This window comes from Chitinophaga ginsengisoli (assembly GCF_003014595.1).
Classification (GTDB): domain Bacteria; phylum Bacteroidota; class Bacteroidia; order Chitinophagales; family Chitinophagaceae; genus Chitinophaga; species Chitinophaga ginsengisoli.
In genome coordinates this window covers 131,518-151,784 of sequence record NZ_PYGK01000015.1, presented here as the reverse complement: position 1 = coordinate 151,784, position 20,267 = coordinate 131,518, and the positions used below count along the sequence as shown (strand labels likewise).

6 protein-coding genes are annotated in these 20,267 nt (G+C 45.9%); 2 read left to right on the top strand and 4 right to left on the bottom strand.

Going from position 1 to position 20,267, the window contains the following annotated elements; genetic code table 11:
* Positions 1-193: 193 nt before the first annotated feature.
* Complete coding sequence (locus CLV42_RS26995) at positions 194-661, top strand: hypothetical protein (protein WP_106605054.1); 468 nt, start codon at positions 194-196, stop codon at positions 659-661.
* Between the two features lie 70 nt (positions 662-731).
* Here the strand turns inward: CLV42_RS26995 and CLV42_RS26990 are convergent, their stop codons facing one another.
* From CLV42_RS26990 to CLV42_RS26975, 4 genes are all read right to left on the bottom strand, one after another.
* Entirely contained in the window at positions 732-9,317 is an 8,586-nt protein-coding gene (locus CLV42_RS26990) for an RHS repeat domain-containing protein (protein WP_106605053.1), read from the bottom strand.
* 26 nt (positions 9,318-9,343) lie between these two features.
* Positions 9,344-10,996 carry a hypothetical protein gene (locus CLV42_RS26985; protein ID WP_106605052.1) on the bottom strand — a complete coding sequence of 551 codons (1,653 nt, stop codon included), beginning with the start codon at positions 10,994-10,996 and terminating at the stop codon, positions 9,344-9,346.
* 42 nt (positions 10,997-11,038) lie between these two features.
* A complete protein-coding gene (locus tag CLV42_RS26980; protein WP_106605051.1) occupies positions 11,039-17,704 on the bottom strand; it encodes a DUF5977 domain-containing protein in 6,666 nt (2,221 codons plus the stop codon).
* Positions 17,705-18,297: 593 nt separating this feature from the next.
* Entirely contained in the window at positions 18,298-18,726 is a 429-nt protein-coding gene (locus tag CLV42_RS26975; protein WP_106605050.1) for a thioesterase family protein, read from the bottom strand.
* A 153-nt stretch (positions 18,727-18,879) separates the two neighbouring features.
* On the opposite strand from CLV42_RS26975, the gene CLV42_RS26970 reads away from it, so the two are divergent.
* Positions 18,880-19,734: a hypothetical protein gene (locus tag CLV42_RS26970; protein WP_106605049.1), complete on the top strand. Its 855-nt coding sequence runs from the start codon at positions 18,880-18,882 to the stop codon at positions 19,732-19,734.
* Positions 19,735-20,267 lie beyond the last annotated feature (533 nt).

Genomic DNA, 20,267 nt, shown 5'->3' with positions numbered 1-20,267 from the left:
GATGCTCCGCTTTGCATTGCGTTCGGGACAGTGGGCACAAGTGACATGCCAACGGAAAACCAATATAACTAACAAACGATTAATTATTAAATATTATTAGATATGTCCAGTATTATGGAATAACTGTTCGGTTTTGATACAAACTATCTTTACATATTATCTGTACTTTTACCATTCTAATTTCTAATGACCTATGGCACCTGGCAATATTACAATAAGGAAATCAAAGTCTTTATACATCGTCCTCTCGGTTCTATTTACCGGACTTGTAGCCAGCTTTTTTCTGGGATATAAAGAAACTAAAATTCAGTTACAGGAAAATCCGGTTGCTGCCGGTCTCTTTATCCTGTTCATTGTATGTGTCGACGCTTATTGTTTATATGGCATATTTGACAATAAGGCAGCAATTATATTTTCACCCGACGGTATAACACATAAAAAAAAGACTATTCCCTGGGAAAATATCAAAGGATATAAAATAGTGGAAAGCCCAAGCGACAGTATGACTACCTTATCGCTGGTCCTGACGTTAAAGACTCGCCCCCGTGAATACTCCATAAGTCTGCTGGGCTTAAATACAAGTGAAACACATATCCGGAATTGTATCAAAACATTTTCAGGTCAGTCCATAATTGACGAAGATCTTTCACCTAAAAACTAGTATGCAATAAATAGTTAGCCCCCTGATGTTTGTGTAAACATCAGGGGGCTAACTATTATACTTACTGATCTTAGTAACCCGACTTTCTCTTTACCGCCTTTCTTGCCAACTTACCCGTTGCGCTTACCGGGAAATTAGCCATTTGCCTATAGGTCTCCTGCAAGCCATCACTTATCGCATTAGTAAGATACGATGATTTGAATCCCAATGAATTGTTGAGTTTTGCTTTTGACCAACCACCTAAGCCATACTTACTTCCTCCAAATACGACTTTCACACCAAAATCAATTCCTGTTGATAAAAGTGATTTATTATAGAACGTAAGCCCGATTTTATCTTTATCAAATGGTTTCACATCTACGAGCGAACCCAGAGCATGAGCAGTCATTGGCATTGTAAGGCCAGCCAGTCCTGCATCAAAGAAATCTGTTTTCCAGATATTACCGCCGTTTGAAAGTGTCTGACCGGCTACATCCACGCTGAATTTAATCCCAAACGTTGCCCATGTTAACTTGGGGTCAAGACGTGGCATCAGGAAACCAAGACCGCTTCCCAGCACATAACCAGCGGAAACCTGGAAGAACGGATCTCTTACAAGACCTCGCCCAAAACCAGCGCCTCCCTGCACTATCGGATCCAGGTTCGAATTCTTTTCCTCCAGACGCAGGCCTTCATAGTGCGCATCGATGATCTCCTGACATCTGATACAATCATCTGTCTTTGATATTTTCGGAGTTTTTGCCGATTGCTCAAACATCACATTTATTCTTTCCTGCTCTATCGCCCTTTGCTGTTGTATGAAGATCGCCGTTTTGTTATTTGAGATCTCCAGCGCCGCATTCAATTTAAACAGCGGAGTAGTTAACTCCCAGCTCTCCAGACCATCAAGGTCAATCGAATTGATAGGCTTATTACTTGCAAACTGATAAGGCGTCAGCTCAGGATATTTCGGGGCCAGCGGGTCCATACTCAGGAACCTGCCCACTCTGTTATCATAAATCCTCATGCCATAGTCCTGCTGATTCCCATCGCCCTTCACATCATTATCATTCTCCTTACCATTAAAGCCATATCTGTAATTACCACTTGCAAAACCTCTTCCCGGCATTTGCATACCGAAAGGATAATAATCCTGCGCAGAAACCAGATTCGCTTCATAGTGATCGATCGTACTACCATCTGTCGATACGCCTCTTCTTCTGTCAGATACCGTTGCCAAAACATTCCCCAGATGATTACTCAGCTCAAATAGCTTTTTGCCCCTCACAAAAGCAACCTCAGTCGCAGATCCCAATCCGGGAAGATCGATGCTATTCTCTAACGGAGCACTCTGTACATCCGTACTCAGATCGTTAATCCCCAGCCTGTCATCTCCATACAGGTGCGCCTCTGTCTGCGTAAGCAACCCACCATTTAAAGAACTATCTCCTTTCACATAAACACTCATCACATTACCGGAAGCATCCCTTACATACCAGGTCTGTATACCCTTGAAGGTTTTACTCACGCGCTTATTGGAAACATCATAGGTATAATTGGTACTACCACTTGCCGAGCTTATGAGCCTGATCTTATCATATCCTGTCCATTGGATGCTTGTTATTCCCGCAGCCCTGTCAAGATTCAACTGACCTCCACCCGTATAGTTATAGTTATTGGTTGCCTGGTTATCTATATCATTCGGATAGTTGCCAGCAGCAACACCATCAAAAATGTATAACAGCTTATTCGTACCGCTGGTATAGTTATACGTCAGACTATCCATTGCCAGCGGCTGGCCTGCGAAAGTATTATTCCCTTTGCGGAGATATGTCCTGATATTACCGTTCGGATCATAAGATATATCCTCCTTAAAGTCCGGCAATACAACAGGTGTCCAGGTATTATTAGTCTTATCCAGTCCTTTTACAGCTTGCATCCCTGCTATCCTGTTCAACACATCATAGGTATAGTTATACATCAACGGCGATCCGACAGATGATATGTTCTGACTGATACCAGCAATATTCCCGTTAAACAAGGGCTTAAAGTTACCACCAACAGTACCCGGATCAGCAAAAGGACGCGCAGTACTACCAATCGGTTTATAATCTCTCGCACCATAGTAGTGCAATGCAAGGCCATATACATCTTTTGCAACTGAGCTGGTGCTGGCGCCATCTCCTCCCATATCAAATATGGAAGTATCAGCCGTACTATTGATACCCTTCACCCAACCCTGCAAAGTATATGCATAGTCAATACCCTGCACCTGCTGTTGTCCTATCACCGCTCTGGCCAGCGGACCATATTTATAATACTGATAATAAGCATCCTTGTCCCAGTTAATGCTATCACGGCTTGTCTCCACATTTGTCATCTTATTGTTCGCATTGTAGGTAAAACGATGATACAATGCATCTCTTGCTCCCGGCTGATAAGCCATATGTTTCACCTTTCCGCTGATCAGATCATACTGGTACACCATTTTCTTCCAACGGTTATTACCATCTGCCATGCCGCCAGTCTTAAAGTCCTGTACCAGGGTATCCACGTTACCATGCGCATCATAGCTATAAAAGGTGCCAAAAGTATAAGCACCACTATTGACAGCTGCCGTACCAGAAAATACGCCCGACCAGGATACACGGCCACGCAGGTTACGCTGGCTGATCACAACTCCTGATAACGGCGTATAAGGCTCGTCATAAGTCGTAGCAATCACTTCGGTCCTCAGCATATTCGCATACCATTGCGCCAGTGAATACGGATTACGGCTGGTAGTATTCACGAGCTGCGTAGTGGTCGCTCCCGTCTGTGTTATACGACCCAGATTATCATACACCGTGTAAACCCAGCTGCTCGATATTACCGGTTGCGCAGCCACCAGTCGTCCAACCCTGTCATAAGCATATCGCAATGCCGCAGTGATATCCGGCGTCATCTTGGCAATCACCTGGTTCAGGGTATTGTACCTGTAATTCGTCACCATGGTATGCGCCGGCAGCTGTTCCAGACCTTTCGCCCTGGCGGCCTTCACGGCATTTAACCAGGTAGGCGTACGGTTCACCACCACACCTGCCGGTGGCACGGTCTTCACCAAAGAGCCCGCACGGTCATAATAATACAAGGTATAATGATACTCAGAAGTGGTATAGGAAACTGTAAAGATCTCCCGCAATCCCGCATTCATGCAACTATCAATATATACCTTATTGAAACCGGCTTTCAGAGAATCTCTATAGGCATTGAACAACTCCGTTCCTTTACTTACCGCAAAAAACTCATTGTCAGAACAGTTGTTGATCTCATTCACATCTACATCGCCAAATACCGGTTTAGTATTACCACAAAGCAACGGCCCCTTACTCATGCGGAAGCAACTGTCAGCTCCTATACAGTTAAACACTTTATGTACCGGCGCTATCGCATTGCCGGTAAGTGTAAATGCCTTCACTGCGGTATCCTTGATCACAACATCCCAAACCATCACGGTATCAGGATTAAACCTCACTCCAACAGGATCAAAAGTATCATTGATCAGACTATCGCTACATCCCATCGGACCATTAGGTGGCGTAAATATCATCATAGCACTCCGGCTATAATTACCAGCACCCACAAATCCGCCATCAGCGTTTTCTACAAGTTTTGCAAAGAAAACAGCACTATCCGACTTGAACAGATCTGACCAGAGCAGGTTGCCATCTCCACTTGTTTTCTCCCACACAATACCATAGTTATTGGCAAGCTGGACATTCTGTACCGCCATAATATTACCATCCGATCCCACGGCTGTCGGCATCCACCGGATGACTGTTTTATCCAGCGGACGGGAAAACTGTTTCACATACTTTATCTGACCATTATCAGCTACACTCAGTATAGCCTGTCTTACGCCGCCAGCATCACCAGCAGAATAACTGGTGATATAACCACCCTTTACCTTATGAATAAAATTTGAAAAGTTAGTGATAGTCTTCGTCGGCTGACCAATGTCATACCAATGAACATGCAGCTGCTTACCCGTCTTTTTATCTACCTTCAATATCCAGCCATCAAACTGACCTGTAACGCCAGTTACCCATGAGCATCCTGCAATCACCAGTGTATCCTTGTTCTCCAGCAGTGAATAACCTTCATCACCGCTACCCTGTCCAAAACGTTTCAGCCAGTTGAAGGCACCATCAGCCTGAAGTGAGCCGACCAGAAAATCAGCCACACCATCTGCCAGATTATAGCGCGCTACATAAGCATAACCACCATCACTGGTTTGTACAATGTCAGTACCCACCTCTCCCCATGTCGTATTCAATCCGACACGTTTGCTCCAGGTCACATCGCCCTGGGCCGTCAGCTTAACGATCATCGCATCTCGCGCTACTGCATAAGCCGCAATGGTACCAACGGCTATATATCCACCGTCGGTTGTAGACCTGATCCGCATAAAATCGTCATTGCCGGCACCACCGTAATGTTTGGACCACAGCACCTCACCCTTACTATCCGTCCTGATAAGATATGCGTTCTTATTATTCGCTGCGATCGTAGTGGAACCCGCTATCATAAACCCGTTATCCGGTGTGCGGATAACATCGTAAACAGTATCAATACTTCCTGTTGCATAACTATGGATCAACTGTTTTCCCCCGCGACAAACAATGCTGTCTTTAAATGGATAAAGCTGACAGGTATCCATAAATGCCATATATTCCCACAGCTGTTTGCTCATTCCCAGCTGATTGTTCATGAAGTTCACAAACAGCTCATTCTTTCGTTGCTGCACAGAATCTGCTTCTTCCCGCAGCGGTGTAACACCCGGATAGCTTGCCTGGAAACGGCTGTAGCTGTTGCCTACCACCTCACAGCTTGCACAGGGTGCTGCTATATTACATTGCATGATGGTCGGAATCACCAACGGCTGTTCAAAATAGGTACAGGTATTCGTTCCCGGTACATTACATGCACTCAGCAACTGCTGTACTTCCACGTCAGATAAAGAAGTACCTCTCGTACGATTCAGATAAGTCGCCAGTGAAATATCAGATGGCTTCTTATAAGCCAGATACTCTGTATTTAAGAGCCTGAGTTGATTACACTCACAATCACCCGGTGCGGTGTAAGTCGGCCGGTTTGTATAAGCAGCCTGTTTATCATACGGCGCCGGTAATGTAATAAGGTAAGCATTACAGCTCAGCGGATCTGTAATACCCGCCTGCGCATTATAAGCATTCAATACATCACTGAAACTTCTGTAATAACTGCCACTGGATGGTTTCACGGAACTGGCCCCATATGGATGGTCCATATCCGCACCTTCCTTACAAACTGCCAGCAATTTTGGTATAAGGATGCTATCCAGTACCTGCTGGCTGTACTTACAAGGCGCCAGTTGTTTTACCCATGCCTGTACATAACTCCTGCAGTTTTCATCATAAGACCGCTGCAACTGCGCATTGGCAGAATCTTTCAATATAGTGCTGTCAGCATTATTACCCATGAATCCACCACCGTTCTCTTTCAGCGCATCAGTTACCACATAAAAATCAGGTTGATTACCCGCAGCACTGAGCTGTGCGGATGTTACCCTCGGATAACCCGGGTAAATAACATTGTTAATTCTATCATTGATGATGTTATGCTTGGTAGTCAGATACATCTGGCGGAACGCCCTCCAGGCCATATCCAGATCACCCTTACACATCAGAGCTTCATTGAAGGCCTTTGCCGGTGTATTATATTGCTGATAACAATTAGCACCATTACGGGAGCACTTCACACTTACTGTTGCCATACTCCACATAGACAACAGACTGGCGCCACTGCCACCATTAAAATTATTGAGCATCTTCTCCAATCCATCTTTGGCTGTTGCCGCAAGCGGATCTATATTGCCTGTTACCACAGGGAAAATAAAGCTATTGTTGGCAGTAGGATTCAGGTAGCCCGCTGCTTTCGCTTCCGCATAAGTATCTATGCCCTCAAAGGTCTTATCCCACAGATAACTATCGGCATACTTTTGCATTTCCAGCAGCTTATAATACTCCGGATGGAACTTCAGCAACGCTTCCGCCCACGATTCCTTGAACTTCGCCGCAAACTGCTGCGGATGCAACAACTGTGGTATTACATAGGTATCGCTGATCTCATCATATACCGTATCCCTGCGTCCCAGCTCATCATAATACACAACAGTATCCCTTCTATACGGTGCCGTTATATTTTCATCCGCATGATAAAAGATGGAATAAACATTCAATGTATCCGCCGGATTCGCATATTGACCATAAGGCCCGGTTACATCCAGCAACATCGCATTTCTGATACCCGCTATCTCTGAACCTGCATCACACAACACATCACAAGCAGCTACTGCCGCCAGGTAAGCTGCATATACGGCTCCCCTGTAAGAAGCTGAATCAACCGGTGAAACACCCGCTTTTGCCAGATAATTATTCCTGAAAGCATCCCAGGCACCAATACTATCGCGGCAGGCCTTACAATCCGGCACACAGCCCTTAGCGCTGTCCTTCGCCAGGATATCCCGCTGTTGCTGTACAAACTGTTCAAGCGTAGTACACATTTGCTTCTTCATGTACACACTATCCCTGTAATAGTCCATCGCCTCACGGTTCACGCTCAGACGTTTGGTGATCTGGTAAGTACCTGCAGGCAAAAAGATGGTAAATCCAACGGTCATATCAGGCACCCCACAGCTAGCAGGAATTGATCCCGGTGTATAATTATGCAGTACCGTATCAAAGGGCTTACCTCCCAGACGCTGATTGGATGCATCATCAGTAATACTTATCTCCAGGTCAAACAACCCGTTATAACAAACCGTGTTATTATTACAATCACTACGCTGCAAAACAGGTGCCTGCAACTTATAATTAAAGACATAATTACCCGGTAACGTCACCAGCTGGCTCTGGGTATTTTCCATCACCAGGTCCTTCACTATCCTGTTATTCGCTTTAGACAGGGTATCTGTATAAGAAATAAGCGGATTATAGGAAAGCCCCGCCAGGTTAGCGCTGTCTGGTACGCCAGACAATGCCGTAGCTACCGTACGGCCATACATATCGATATAACTGACATGATACTGCCCATTGGCATCCTGCACAATATTTTTGAAGTAGTGCGACTTTACCCCTATCTCCGTTCCAAACAACGCGTCCAGATCATTGTCGCCCGGTGCACCATAACTAAATTTTGTCTCATGGTTACTACCCAAACGATACGTAGGCCCTACGCCACTTTTCCGGCTTATCCTGTCAGTATTATCCTGCGTGTAGGAAGTCTCAGTAAAAGCATACCCTCCGGCATCCGGAATGTATTTATTTACGCCGTTGTCCTTCTCCGGATTATTGGCAGAGTAGTACTGGTTGGCGCCGGATGTATTCGACATCGGACTGGCAGCTGCCGTCAGTATATCCGCAGCATTGACCAGCGTATCATAATTCCCTTTGTCATACTCGCCACCATTAATAGTACGGTTAAAATTGCGGGAATACTTAATCACCGAACTTAAAGTCGGCGCAGGAAGCACCTCAATAGCAGAACGCCCCTGACGATCGTAATAGGTTTCTGCCACAACCGTCGTATTGGTCGTGTTATCCTTCGTCACCGTCTGGCGGTTCCGCAAACTACCATCATAGTATCTCACAACCGCCTTTCTCATCCCATTCTCCGCAAATTCTACCTTCGACTGCCAGTTCAACTGGTGCTGATGACCTGTAAAAGCATATTGTCCAAGACCGTCCTGGTATAAGGAACTCCACGGCGTCTCTGTTCTGCCCACACCCGTCTTTTCCTGCACGGCCCTCACACGGAAAAACAATACACCACCATTACTATACAACAGGGGGATATTATATGTGTTTGTCGCCACCGTCACACGGGTGGCATTATTCCGGAATATCAGGTTGCGGTTTAGCGGTTCCCCATATCTTCCACTCAGCAAGGCCGTTGAATCAATATAGGCCCACTCCAGGTCGTATACATCCGCGCCCGTCATCGCCGGCCAGGTAACCCCGATCTCGTCTGTAGAATCTGTATTGGCAGGCGTTGGGGAAACGATCCCGATACTTTGCACCCCACCATTCACGCATGATAACTTATATACAAGACGTATATCCATCTCATTCTCCAATACCAGCGCCGGCACCACATTTGATGTCGCATTGGTTGTTACACTCAATATTTTGACAGTAACCCTGTGTGCATTATTAAATACAAAACTGCTCCTGGCCGTATAGACGCTGGTATCTGAATAGTTAATATTCATTACCCGCTCCACAGAATCAATGCTCAGATCCGGCTTGCTATAAATGATACGCACATTCACCGATGCCGTAAAAGTAGCCGGCAGCAGCACACGCGCATATTCGTTGATCTTAAACGTAATAACATTCTTTACCGTATAGGGTGTATCCAGATTATCCCGCAGGGTGGGATTAAAATATGCGGTATCCTCTGTAAAGGCAATCGAGTCTTTCGCCAGCTCTCCCTTACTGCCATCCAGTATATCCTTCGCCACCGTCACGCTTTGCGCCTGACTGCCTGTTCCCATCAGTATAAAGAACAGCAGGAACACAAACGGCAACAGCGTCCTCACGGCTGATGTCGGGTTATTAACCAGGCCCGCCTTTATTAAAAATGAATCTTTTCTCATCTCTTAATTATTTTCACAATGAATGACTATGGCAGTACTTCCTTTAACAAAGAGCCCCTACTTTCTGAAATTGTTTTAATTCCGCGTTCAGTCTCTTTCTTCAGGCGGATCAACGTACCGTCATCATCATATTCATACATGGTGGCATAGTTATTTTCATCCAGTTCAGCCATCAGACGAAGGTTATCAGGACTATACACAAAAGACTTCATCGTAGCACTATAGGGATGTATACGGATGTCGTCAAAATACACCGGCACAGATCCTGTAGCTTGCAGATACAGCGTAACGCTGACAGCATCAGCAGGAACATCCAGCGGCCGTTCATATCGCTGCCAGCCCTCAATAATGCTGCCATCGGGCACCGCTATGATCGTTATACTGTCCGTTGCTCGTTTTATCTTCACCCATATCTGGTTGGATGTATAAGTATTGCCACTGCATACCTGTCCCTCTTTCACCCATGCACTGAGTAACAAACGTTTTCCGGCCAGCGGCGAAAACGTAGGCAACAGGACTTCCTTGCCCGCATCGATACCTTTTAACACCAATTGCTTGTACCGGCAATTACTGCTATCCTTCATATAGGCAACCCGGAAAGTATCAATATCAGTGGCGGAGATATTCGCACTGATGCCATAAGCGCTTCCCGCGGCCACCTTCAGGCTGTATCGGCCTGTATGTTGTTCGGTCGTATCCAGGTATTGCTTATAAGGTGAGAAATCAAAACTTCTCGGAACAACACAACCATTCCCGCAAACGGCTTCATTCAGGAAATAATCTTCAAATCCATCAAACGCCGTCTCCCGGTATCTGCCGTTTTCCGTCACCGTCGTAGGCAAAGCATGTCCATATCCCAGCAGTACCGACTTATACCTGCCAAGCGGATCCTTCGTCTCTACCTCAACTCCTTTAAGACTGTACAAAGTGGTCTCCTGCATCCACAACCATCTCACCGTATCAGGCTGTATTACCCATTGCTTATTATTTAGCTTCCAGTAATAGGTAAAATTGAAAATAGTACCCGCTGTTCTCGCATGCAGCGACTGCGTGGCATTCACCTCATTATGGTCAGTATACATGGTATACTTCCGCAGCTGTCGCCAGTTACCCGCAAGACCACTTACATAAGGATTGACACTGGTGTCCGTCACAGCGCTGTAGCAGTTGCCCGAAGGCGCAACAACGCAGGTATAACAGGTACCGATCTCCAGCTGTGCCACTTTAACACTGCCGCCGGCATTGTGGTAGGTTACCACATCTGCACCCGTACAGGCATCACTGCGTAGATTGTTGAATTGAACACTACCGGCAGACGACTGCAGGGAAATCTCGCAGTCACCTACACGCGCCTTGTAAAGCGTACCCACTGTATCCGTAGTGATAGCATAGAAGTTCTTGTTAATATTCTTATACAAAATAGCACACTGCGTATAAGAGATATTATAACCTGCCCTTCTCGCATCCCGTATCAGCGAAGAGATCACTACATGCTCAGACTCCGCCGTAAAAAGCCGGCGGGACGTGATCAGGTAATCAAACAACGGCTGCAGGCATCCACAGGTGCAGGATACCTGCCCCTGTGCGGCCAGCTTGTTCTGCGTACCGGCACTTCCTGCAAACAGCAGCAACAACACCACTACCCTGTATAGAAATTTATATGCTTTATGCTTTTTCATATTGACTCAACTCGTTAATAGAACATCTGGTAAAAGAAGTCACTACTTCAGGTTATATATATTCACGTTTGGATTCGTCAGCGTAAAGTTGGTGGTCACACCACTGGTGATCGACTTTACATACAGCGATACCGGCGGTCCCTGACAGGATTGACAAGTCCATGAGTGAAGAATATCTCCTTCAAATCCCTGCTGATAAATAATAGGACCTGCAGTATAGGTGGTCACTCCCGCAGGTATCCTAACGATAGAAGGAACATTGGGACTGAGTCCCCAAGCTTTCGCACCTGCTGGTGGTGTAAACAGATCACTTCCCTGGTAGAACAGTCCATTTACACTGTTATGTACATGGCCTACCAACAAGGTTACCGCTGTAGTAGTTGGCGTAGGGAAAGTAAAGGTCAGTGTGGTTCCTCCCTGTTGGGTACAACCCACATCCGTACAACCCCAGTTAATTGAGCCTTGCAATGCAGGCGAGATACACTGGCCTTTCGCATTCGCAGTATCCTGACCCGTAGCGCGGGCCTTTGTATTGGCATCCGCCTGACTAACAGAAGAGGTAAACAAACCCGCAGGTATTGTCACCGCAACAAGGCTACCCTGCATACCTACCGGACAATCATTCTTTCTGATGGAGTCTGTTATGAGGCTATTATAATAAGTACAGCTACCTTTCGCATTGGCATTCGCCAGACCAGCTATATTCGCCTTGATCATGGCAAGACTGTCAGCCTGTGCCTGGCTCACCAGCGAAGAATCTGTCCCCGCCGGATGATGATAAGGCACTACACTACCAACTCCTCCAACACCACAGTTATTCTTTGTATAATCTTTATCTATACCCGCGCTGTAGTAATATGGAATACAGGTGCCATTCATATCAGCATAGTCCTGCCCGTTCAATGCCAGATCAGCAGCTGCCTTTGCATCCGCATCCGCCTGACTGACATCCGAAGCATAGCTGCCCGCAGGTACAATGTATTTTACCGCCGCTCCAGGTACATAGCCCCGGCCACAATTGCTACGCTGGAAGAACTGACTGGTTTCCGTATTTGAGTAATAGAAAGTACCGCATTGATTCCCCGCATATTCAGCATAAGTTTTCGGTACACAATTCATTACCGTTTGCGCCTTCAGCTGGTCCTCCACTTTCCAGAACTGACCAAACGTGGTCACACTGGAAGATAATGTCCTGTTATTATCCAGCACTAAAGCGTACCCTGATGCATTTCTTACCAACGGATTGCCCAGGGAAACAAACTCTCCGGCTTCGGTATTCATATTCCTTCTTCCGGAACGGATCACCTTCATCGATATATCATTCCCCGTGAAAGGCACACCATCACGATCTACAAAATAAATATCAGGTGTAGCACCTTCTGTCTGTGCATTGGCGTCCACCGCATACAACACCGTTGTTGCCGCAAACGTCGCTATCTCAGGGAAACAGTCAGAGCCGCCCGTCTTTTGTTTGGAGCCGATCAGGATCTCATCTCCCGCAGTGAAATAGTCTGCTGCTGTAACCAGCGTATCAAGCCCCTTCACGATCTTGCCCTGGTTCATATAAACATTGCGGAGCAGGGTATTGATATTCTTGTAAGCCCCGCTCATACCGTTATAAACCCAAGCTGCCGGCATACTGAAATTATATACCGGATCATCATATTCATTATAAGTACGGCTAAGCACCGGCTCTCCCGTCTCTGCATCAAACAACATATTTTTGGTACTGACCCTGCTACCCTTATCCACCACAACGACACTATCCAGTATCCCGTGACGATTGATGATCTTCGTCGCACCGACTGACTGGAACTTGGTTTCCTCACGTTGCGCGAGGTTCCACAGCGTTGGCAACAGGAAGATGGGCGGGAATGGGAAGGTGAAGTTGTCACCATTCAGGTTAAGGTTCAGCGCATTGGTAACAGAACGCTGCTCACGCATATCCATCATCAGCTCAATGTCCTTTCCGATGGAAGCAACGCTATCAATAACGCCCTGCTCATCGATGGCCATTACTGTATTATTAAGGTGCTTAACAGGATCGTTCTGGTTATCGACCTTATAAAAATTCTCTGTATAGGAAAAAGGCGCCTGAGGATTAGATTCAGAAAAGCTCGATGTAGAACGCAGCTTTCCATTCATATCATTCAGCTCAATCTTGAAGCCCTGGCTCACCGCCACGAAATGACAGGCATTGATACGCAGAAAATTGCTCAACGCTGGTTTATAGCGCTTTTTACTATCCGCCAGTAGCGTCATGTCCGTCAGCGTAGGGAAATCATAACTGGTATAAAAACAAGTCTCCTCAAATCCATTGGCAGAACGTACATTCTTCGCATGGATCGTTCTTACTCTTACCTTGCTGTAACCAACTGATGGAGATGGATAGAAAGTCTCACCCAATGGCTTTTCCGAATAACCGACAGCAATAGGCGCTAATGCAGCTACCTGCTCCTTATACGCAATCGGCAACCGCCATGGGTTCTCTTCTCCTCCTATGGATGGCTCAAAAGTAGCCACCCCACTACTGATCACTTCCTCTTTGCCATTCACTGTACGTGTAGTAGTATACTGATATTCCTCACCATACACAGACTCCCGTTGTTTGGTCATCGCGTTCCAGTGGTCATAAGTACGCACCCTCTTTACACGCAAACCTCCGCCATACTTCTTATAATAAGGATTGTTCAGCCGTACAAATGAACGTGCAGTATCTATCTGATTCGCCCATCCCTTTATCCTGGCTGTATTATCATAGGAAGCGAACATATTGAGCACGTTATCTGCCTGCGATAACAATACTTTCACCGCATCCCCGAAATCTATGTCATCTCCTACATCCGATCCCGGATAAGCCTTCGATGGCAGATTCAAACGGAGGAACTGTGTACTTGCTTTCGCCAGCGGACTGTACACGCTTAACAATTTGTCTGTCTCGCCCGACTGATTAATCGCTTTTAATTTTAACCAGATGGTCTGTCCATTATTATAGAACCCAAAAGTGCCCGGTTCCATATTGGCATAACAGGACACATATTCATTACCGTTACCGAACTTATCTCCCGGCATCTTCACATTTAACCGGAAGAATAAAGTATCTATTCCTTCAAGATAACGGGCATATAGATCAGCATTACTGCTAACCGGCTTGGATATATTCACTGACACATATAAGTAATCCTTCAGACCACCATACAGTTTTCTGTCCAGGTCTGAAAGCGTTTTAGGCACATCGCCAGACAACCCTGCAATCTTGAATAGCTGCGCAGCACGTCTGTTCTGCACATAAGCATAGTCATCACTTTCATAGTCCACTTTCACCCTTCCACCTGACGGCAATACGATAGAATCGAGCGTCCATGCAGCCGCATTCTTTGCAGCCAGGGCGCTATCCTGCAATGCATAAGGATATTCAGCATTAGTGATCAGGTTTCCTGCGGATGATCCTGGGTTCTGCAGCGGATCTTTATAATTACCCCACCTATCAAATGATTTGCCACTATAAGCCGGATTATGGCCGTTATAGTTGAACACATATGGATTACGCTGCGCCTTATTATTACCATTATAAGTAAACCAGATCCGCTTTAAAGTCAGCTTCCCACCGACGCTTCCTTTTATCCCCGGACAAAGCTCATAGTTATATTCAAAATGGATCGTCTTCACCGGCCTTGCCTTCAGCGGATCTCTCCGGTAATCAGCCTTCACATACAAATTGATCTCCTCAAGTTTCTTCAACACTTTGGCAGGAGCAGTCACCCCATTTTCATCCATAGATGGCTGATCATCACGGTTGCTTAGTTTAAACGTAGCGATCATATTTTTGGACTCGATGGAATTGAGATACCACAGCTCTTTCTCTCCATATACATAACTGCCCTTGTCATCCCGGTTATCTGTCTTCAACCCTTCATTATAAACAGCACTGTCGCTATAAGGCGTACGCCATTTATACGGATTCTTAATTCCTGCAATCTTCGAATAGTTAAACTTAACCGCATCTCCCCTGTCATCATCAGAGATACCATCTCCCGTCAGGTCAACGTAATCAGGAGAAAGTAATCCTGTCAACAGGAATGAGTGCGCGTAAGCAGGTACTTCCTCTTTGTTGAAATAATGATCATTCCCCTTGTCGTTATCGACTGTATTATCCAGGCCCGGTGTATATTTCACCAGACCATCCTTACTGTTCCCTCCCGCCGGATTAACAGAAAAAGTTACATCCTTCTGCTTCAGGTTATAAACAGGAATACCATACACATATCTGCGGCCATCACCATTTAATACGCTGATCTCTGATATATGATTCTTCTTCCTGAAATCGTTGATCCGCTTTTCCCTCGACAGGTCACCGTTGCCAACAGTGAACGTATCTTTTGAAGGCATCAGGTAAAAGTTCCTACTGCCAATTGGCAATAGCGGCAGGCCCGCATACATCCAGCGGAACTGCATGGCGATCTTCTTCTTTGCCTGATAATATTCCAGCCGGATATTATATAATTCACCGGCTACCATATTAACTGTAGCCGTATCTGGTTTTATGCCATGGTCGTTCCAGCGATTGATGAACAGGGAGTCATTAATATATAGTCTCACACCATCGTCTGAATGCGTTACCATCTTGTAGGTGCCGGTAACATCCGCTTTCAGCCTTCCCGTCCAGCGGATAGAAAAATCACGACTTACGGCGGGCGCATTGGCAGGTTTGCCAACATTAAAGTCGTTCACGTTCAGATAATTGACCATGGTATCTACCTTGGAGAACAGGAACTGCTGAAAGTCATGTCCCGCATAATATTCTCCCAGTAAACCATGCCTGCTGGAATCCAGCTCTGAAGGGAATTCCATGTCACAATTATTCGCGCCATAGGAATTGATCCGGTAGTTATCTATATACTTTGACAATCCCGCAACAGACGCCTCATCAGCTGTCAGGTAGGAAATAACCTGCGTACGTTTATCCCTTACTTTCTTATACACATTATCAGGCATCAAAACGGTCTGTCCTACCTGCTGCTTATTCACATAACGGTTAAGCACATTCGTCGTTGTAATAAAAGGACTACTGCTGTTTGCCTGGTACAGGTTAACAGCCACTACATCATCACCACCAATATTATCATAGAAGGCTTTGGCATTCACCGACTTCTCTCCGGGATTCCAGAAATAGGCCGCTTCAAACTGTTTGTTCGATTTCCTGAACCCAAGCGTTGCCGCCAGTGGGTTCATGTTCTTCCACGGACCACTCTCGGTATTTGACCTGTTCACATTCAGATCCACGCCCCAGTGCACGAGGTCACCAACAGCCAGGTCCCCGCTGAATCTGCCCGACTTATCTTTCGTCTTCATCCGATGGTCATATACATAACCAATATCTCCTCTGTAAGCACGGAACATACCACCGGTTCCCTCACCAGACATCGAAAACACGTCATAGGTATAAGAAGGAATGGCGATATTAGGCACGGCAGGTTTCTCACGGTACACCATCTCCTTCTCACGGTTAAAGTCCAGCAAGGCCCCTCCTGACGGATCAGCATTCTGATAGTTCAGGTAACCATAAGCAGGTATCGCCATATGTCGGTCCTCCGGTTCAATCCCCTGTTTAGACACATAACCACTTGCGAAAATGTGCCCGTCAAGCACCTTGGTAGTAACTCCTAATTTGGCAGTCACACTGATCAGTGAACTGGTATAAGGCAGGGTAATTGTCGGCGTGAAGGATGGATGCGCAAAAGAGATCTCAGAAGAAAAAACTGAAGTCCCTATGCTGGTATGCTTATCAGGATTATTCTTAATGGCTTTACCATATTGTCTCATGCCAGACGACAGCTGTAATGCTTTCAGACCAGACCTGGTATTAGCAGCTAAACCAACAGTAATACTTCCCGCAGGACTGCTCTGGCTCTCAATAGCCTCTTTATTTCCCATCTGCAGAGACAGTGAAGTTCCGACAGTAATCCCCTCCTGCGAGCTATTGGTAAAGGATAATCCGGATGTCAGCGCCCCCATACTCTTAGCCCCCACGTTAATACTCGCATTCATACCAGATTCAATACCAAAGCCCCGGTAATTATTATGTGTCACACCCAGACTGGCGCCAATGCCTGCACTCACCCCCTTTTCCTTCATCTTGGGCAAACCTGCAATTTCCAGATCACCTCCAACGGTGATGCCTACTGTTTTATTCGTCTTAATGGTTGCAGTCTTCTGAATGGTATCGGTACCATTGAAGTCATCCGGTATACCACGCAGGTTACGGGTGATCGTACCCGGATTGATATTCCAGCCCAATCCAACCCAGCTCGCTTCCTCATCCATACTGATACCACTGTTGTATCCGATAGCTACCGGATATCCCCCTACGTCGAGCAATGGTATATTATAAGTGAAATCTCCGCTGAACAGATCAACCATGTTGTCGTTGTTCACGGAGTGGAACGCCTGACTCTCAGGCTGCGTAGGTCCGCCGATATCCGGACGCAGTGCAGCCCCCTGTAGCTTCTTGTCCGGTACAATAGCCGGTACTACAGGCACCTTTTCCTTGTCCGGGCGTATAACAGGCACCGGACGCGTGTGTGGAAAATGTACATTGGGGACAGGTGCTCCCAGTGCATTCCTGGGAATAACCACGTCGAAATAGAGCAATGCCAGCATGAAGAAAGCAATCTTTCTCTTTTGCTTTGCAGCAAGTTCAATTATCATTGAAGTGTATTTATCTTAATAGGTATTTATTACATCCTGACAAATGACATTATGCCCGTAAAGCGGCACCCGTATAGTGCCCGGGAAGGAGACATCTATACTGCAGGGATATGTTTTTCAGCCCTTGTCCCAACAAGAGAAATAACATTCCTGTAACGATTGTAAATAACTTTAGTAGAAAACGCTGATGACTTAGTTCCTGCCAATTACTAGCCGGTCAACAAACCAGTCGGGTTACAGCTTAGATACAGAATTCTACATATAGGTATCGGATTCTTTAACGTTTTATATTAACCACCATACAGCACAAAATAACAAATGGCCAACAACAATATTCAGGTCGGTAAACAACTGCTATTTACTATCTGCGAACTATATTCAATTACGAACAAAACAAAAGTAAATACATAAATATATATTTCAAAGTTTTCAATGAAAATAAATTTATAATACCTTAACATACTCAGAACAAATCAACAAGGTCCGCTTTACTCAATATGAATGCACCATCATAAGCAGCATTATTTTCCCTAATAAGAACTCCCGGACAGCTTTCACCATCCGGGAGAATTAAATATATAACTAAACAACTTTTACTTTAACGTCGCAACGTCCAGTTTTGGTGCGTCCACCAATTTATCTGTCATTCCCGTTGGCAGATAAGGCCTTCCTCCGGTTGCGGCTACACAGGTACCGGTAAACACGGCAGTGGTCATTACTTTACCATTCAAAATGATGGATTGTTTGAAATGCAGTCTCGGTTGACCAGCTGCATCTGCAAACAACTCGCAGGTCACGGTAAATTCGTCATCTTTCTTCAGGGAGCGCAGGAACTTGATAGTATACTGGGACAATACCATGTGAATACCCTTAGCCGCTTCCTCAGCGAAGTCAAATCCCAATACCTCCCTGATATAATCATGCCGGCAATATTCCATATAGAAAGGGTAATACAACCCGTCCATGATACCCTGTACGTCGATATGCTCTTCCTTTACTGTATAGATTTTTGAATATTCCATGTGTGACCTTTAGTTTTTATGCCGGCAAAGATAAGTTTTGCCCGGCTGATTTCTCGCATTTGCCCATCCCCTATTCTGGGGATATATTGTGCATTAACATTCGACGGTTCTGACAGATATTCAGTAACTTACAGTAATCTCAAATACACCATCATGGGTAAACAAAAAGGCCTTTTCCCGTTTACCGGTCCACTGGGAAATAAAATAGGCTATCGCAGGGGTAACAACTATTACTACAGGGAAAGACCCCAACACGTAAACCGGACCATCGCTACTAAAAAAGCAGCCACCGATTTCGGTACGGCCAGCCATTGTGCCTGCCTGGTACGCAAGTCCCTCAGACAATACCTGCCAGTGCATAAAAGTGACACCCTGGTTAACCGGCTGAATACGACCTTCATCAACATTGTCAATGCCGATACGTATAACCGTAGTGGTCAGCGCGTACCCAATATCGGACATATGCATACATTGAAAGGCTTTCAGTTTAACGAAACCACTGGCATCAGTCATTTGCTTACAGCCACGCCGCTCATAGAAAAAGACGATACCGGAAAGATCACCATCTCCATATCAGAGAAAGTGATCAATTCCCGGAAAATACCCGCAGGTGTTACGCACTTCACAATAACAGCGATCGCCTTGTCCCTGAACTTTTCCCGGCACAAGGCCCAACTGAGCACCAGCCATACCGCCGTTATCGCACGAGGAGAACAGCAGTCCCCTTTCACGCTCACAATAGACCAGTGTAGTAAGGAACTCACCATAGTCCTGCTGGAAGTCCGTTCAGCCTACATGGTAAACGGCAAGCTGCATTACTCAGACAGTAAAACCGCCAATGCACTGGACATTATCTCCGTTATCCCTCCGGTAAGGCCACCCCGCCACATCAGAAGGAATTTCCGTAACAAGACGCCCAGGTGCTGGAATATCCCTGCATATACCGCTCCGTTAAAGCAGCCTGCACCCAAGACCCCAGTTTCCCTTATCCCACTACCCGGCGACTAGCACCCAGGTAATGAATATCTCAACACCACCATCATACTACCCTAATACACCCAATACACAAATACGCCTAATATACCGGTCATCAGGCACCGGTCGCACCCTCATATCCCTAACCCAATATTTCCCCCTATTCCCGCTCGTTTTGTCTCTATTATTCCCTCCCTGCTATATCCGAAAAGCAGAAAAAGGCCATTGGGGGTTGGATATCTATTGGGCAGCATCTGTCGCGTCACCGGAGAGCCGAAGGTCCGCCATTCCCATCTGAAACCGGTGCTACTTCCGCTGTCGCTCTTAGTGATTAGGCGGGCTAGTTTATTAAGAGAAAGGAGGTGGTATGCCTTCTGGTCGGCGTATACAGGCTGTAGCATAGGCTTTGTGGTGGAGGTGAGGTGGACCTGTAAAAAAGGGGCGGAAAAGCGGCCAAAATGATTGCCCAGGGGAAAAGAAAACGTATAAATAATACCCTTATTCGTTATTAAACAATCGGAGCACCCATAAAAAACAACATCACAATAAGCGGACCGCATAAACCC

What these genes read in the sequence shown, in the direction of transcription:
- CLV42_RS26995 (WP_106605054.1), top strand. Translation starts at nt 194, where the DNA reads ATGGCACCTGGCAATATTACAATAAGGAAATCAAAGTCTTTATACATC.
- CLV42_RS26990 (WP_106605053.1), bottom strand. Translation starts at nt 9,317, where the DNA reads ATGAGAAAAGATTCATTTTTAATAAAGGCGGGCCTGGTTAATAACCCG.
- CLV42_RS26985 (WP_106605052.1), bottom strand. Translation starts at nt 10,996, where the DNA reads ATGAAAAAGCATAAAGCATATAAATTTCTATACAGGGTAGTGGTGTTG.
- CLV42_RS26980 (WP_106605051.1), bottom strand. Translation starts at nt 17,704, where the DNA reads ATGATAATTGAACTTGCTGCAAAGCAAAAGAGAAAGATTGCTTTCTTC.
- CLV42_RS26975 (WP_106605050.1), bottom strand. Translation starts at nt 18,726, where the DNA reads ATGGAATATTCAAAAATCTATACAGTAAAGGAAGAGCATATCGACGTA.
- CLV42_RS26970 (WP_106605049.1), top strand. Translation starts at nt 18,880, where the DNA reads ATGGGTAAACAAAAAGGCCTTTTCCCGTTTACCGGTCCACTGGGAAAT.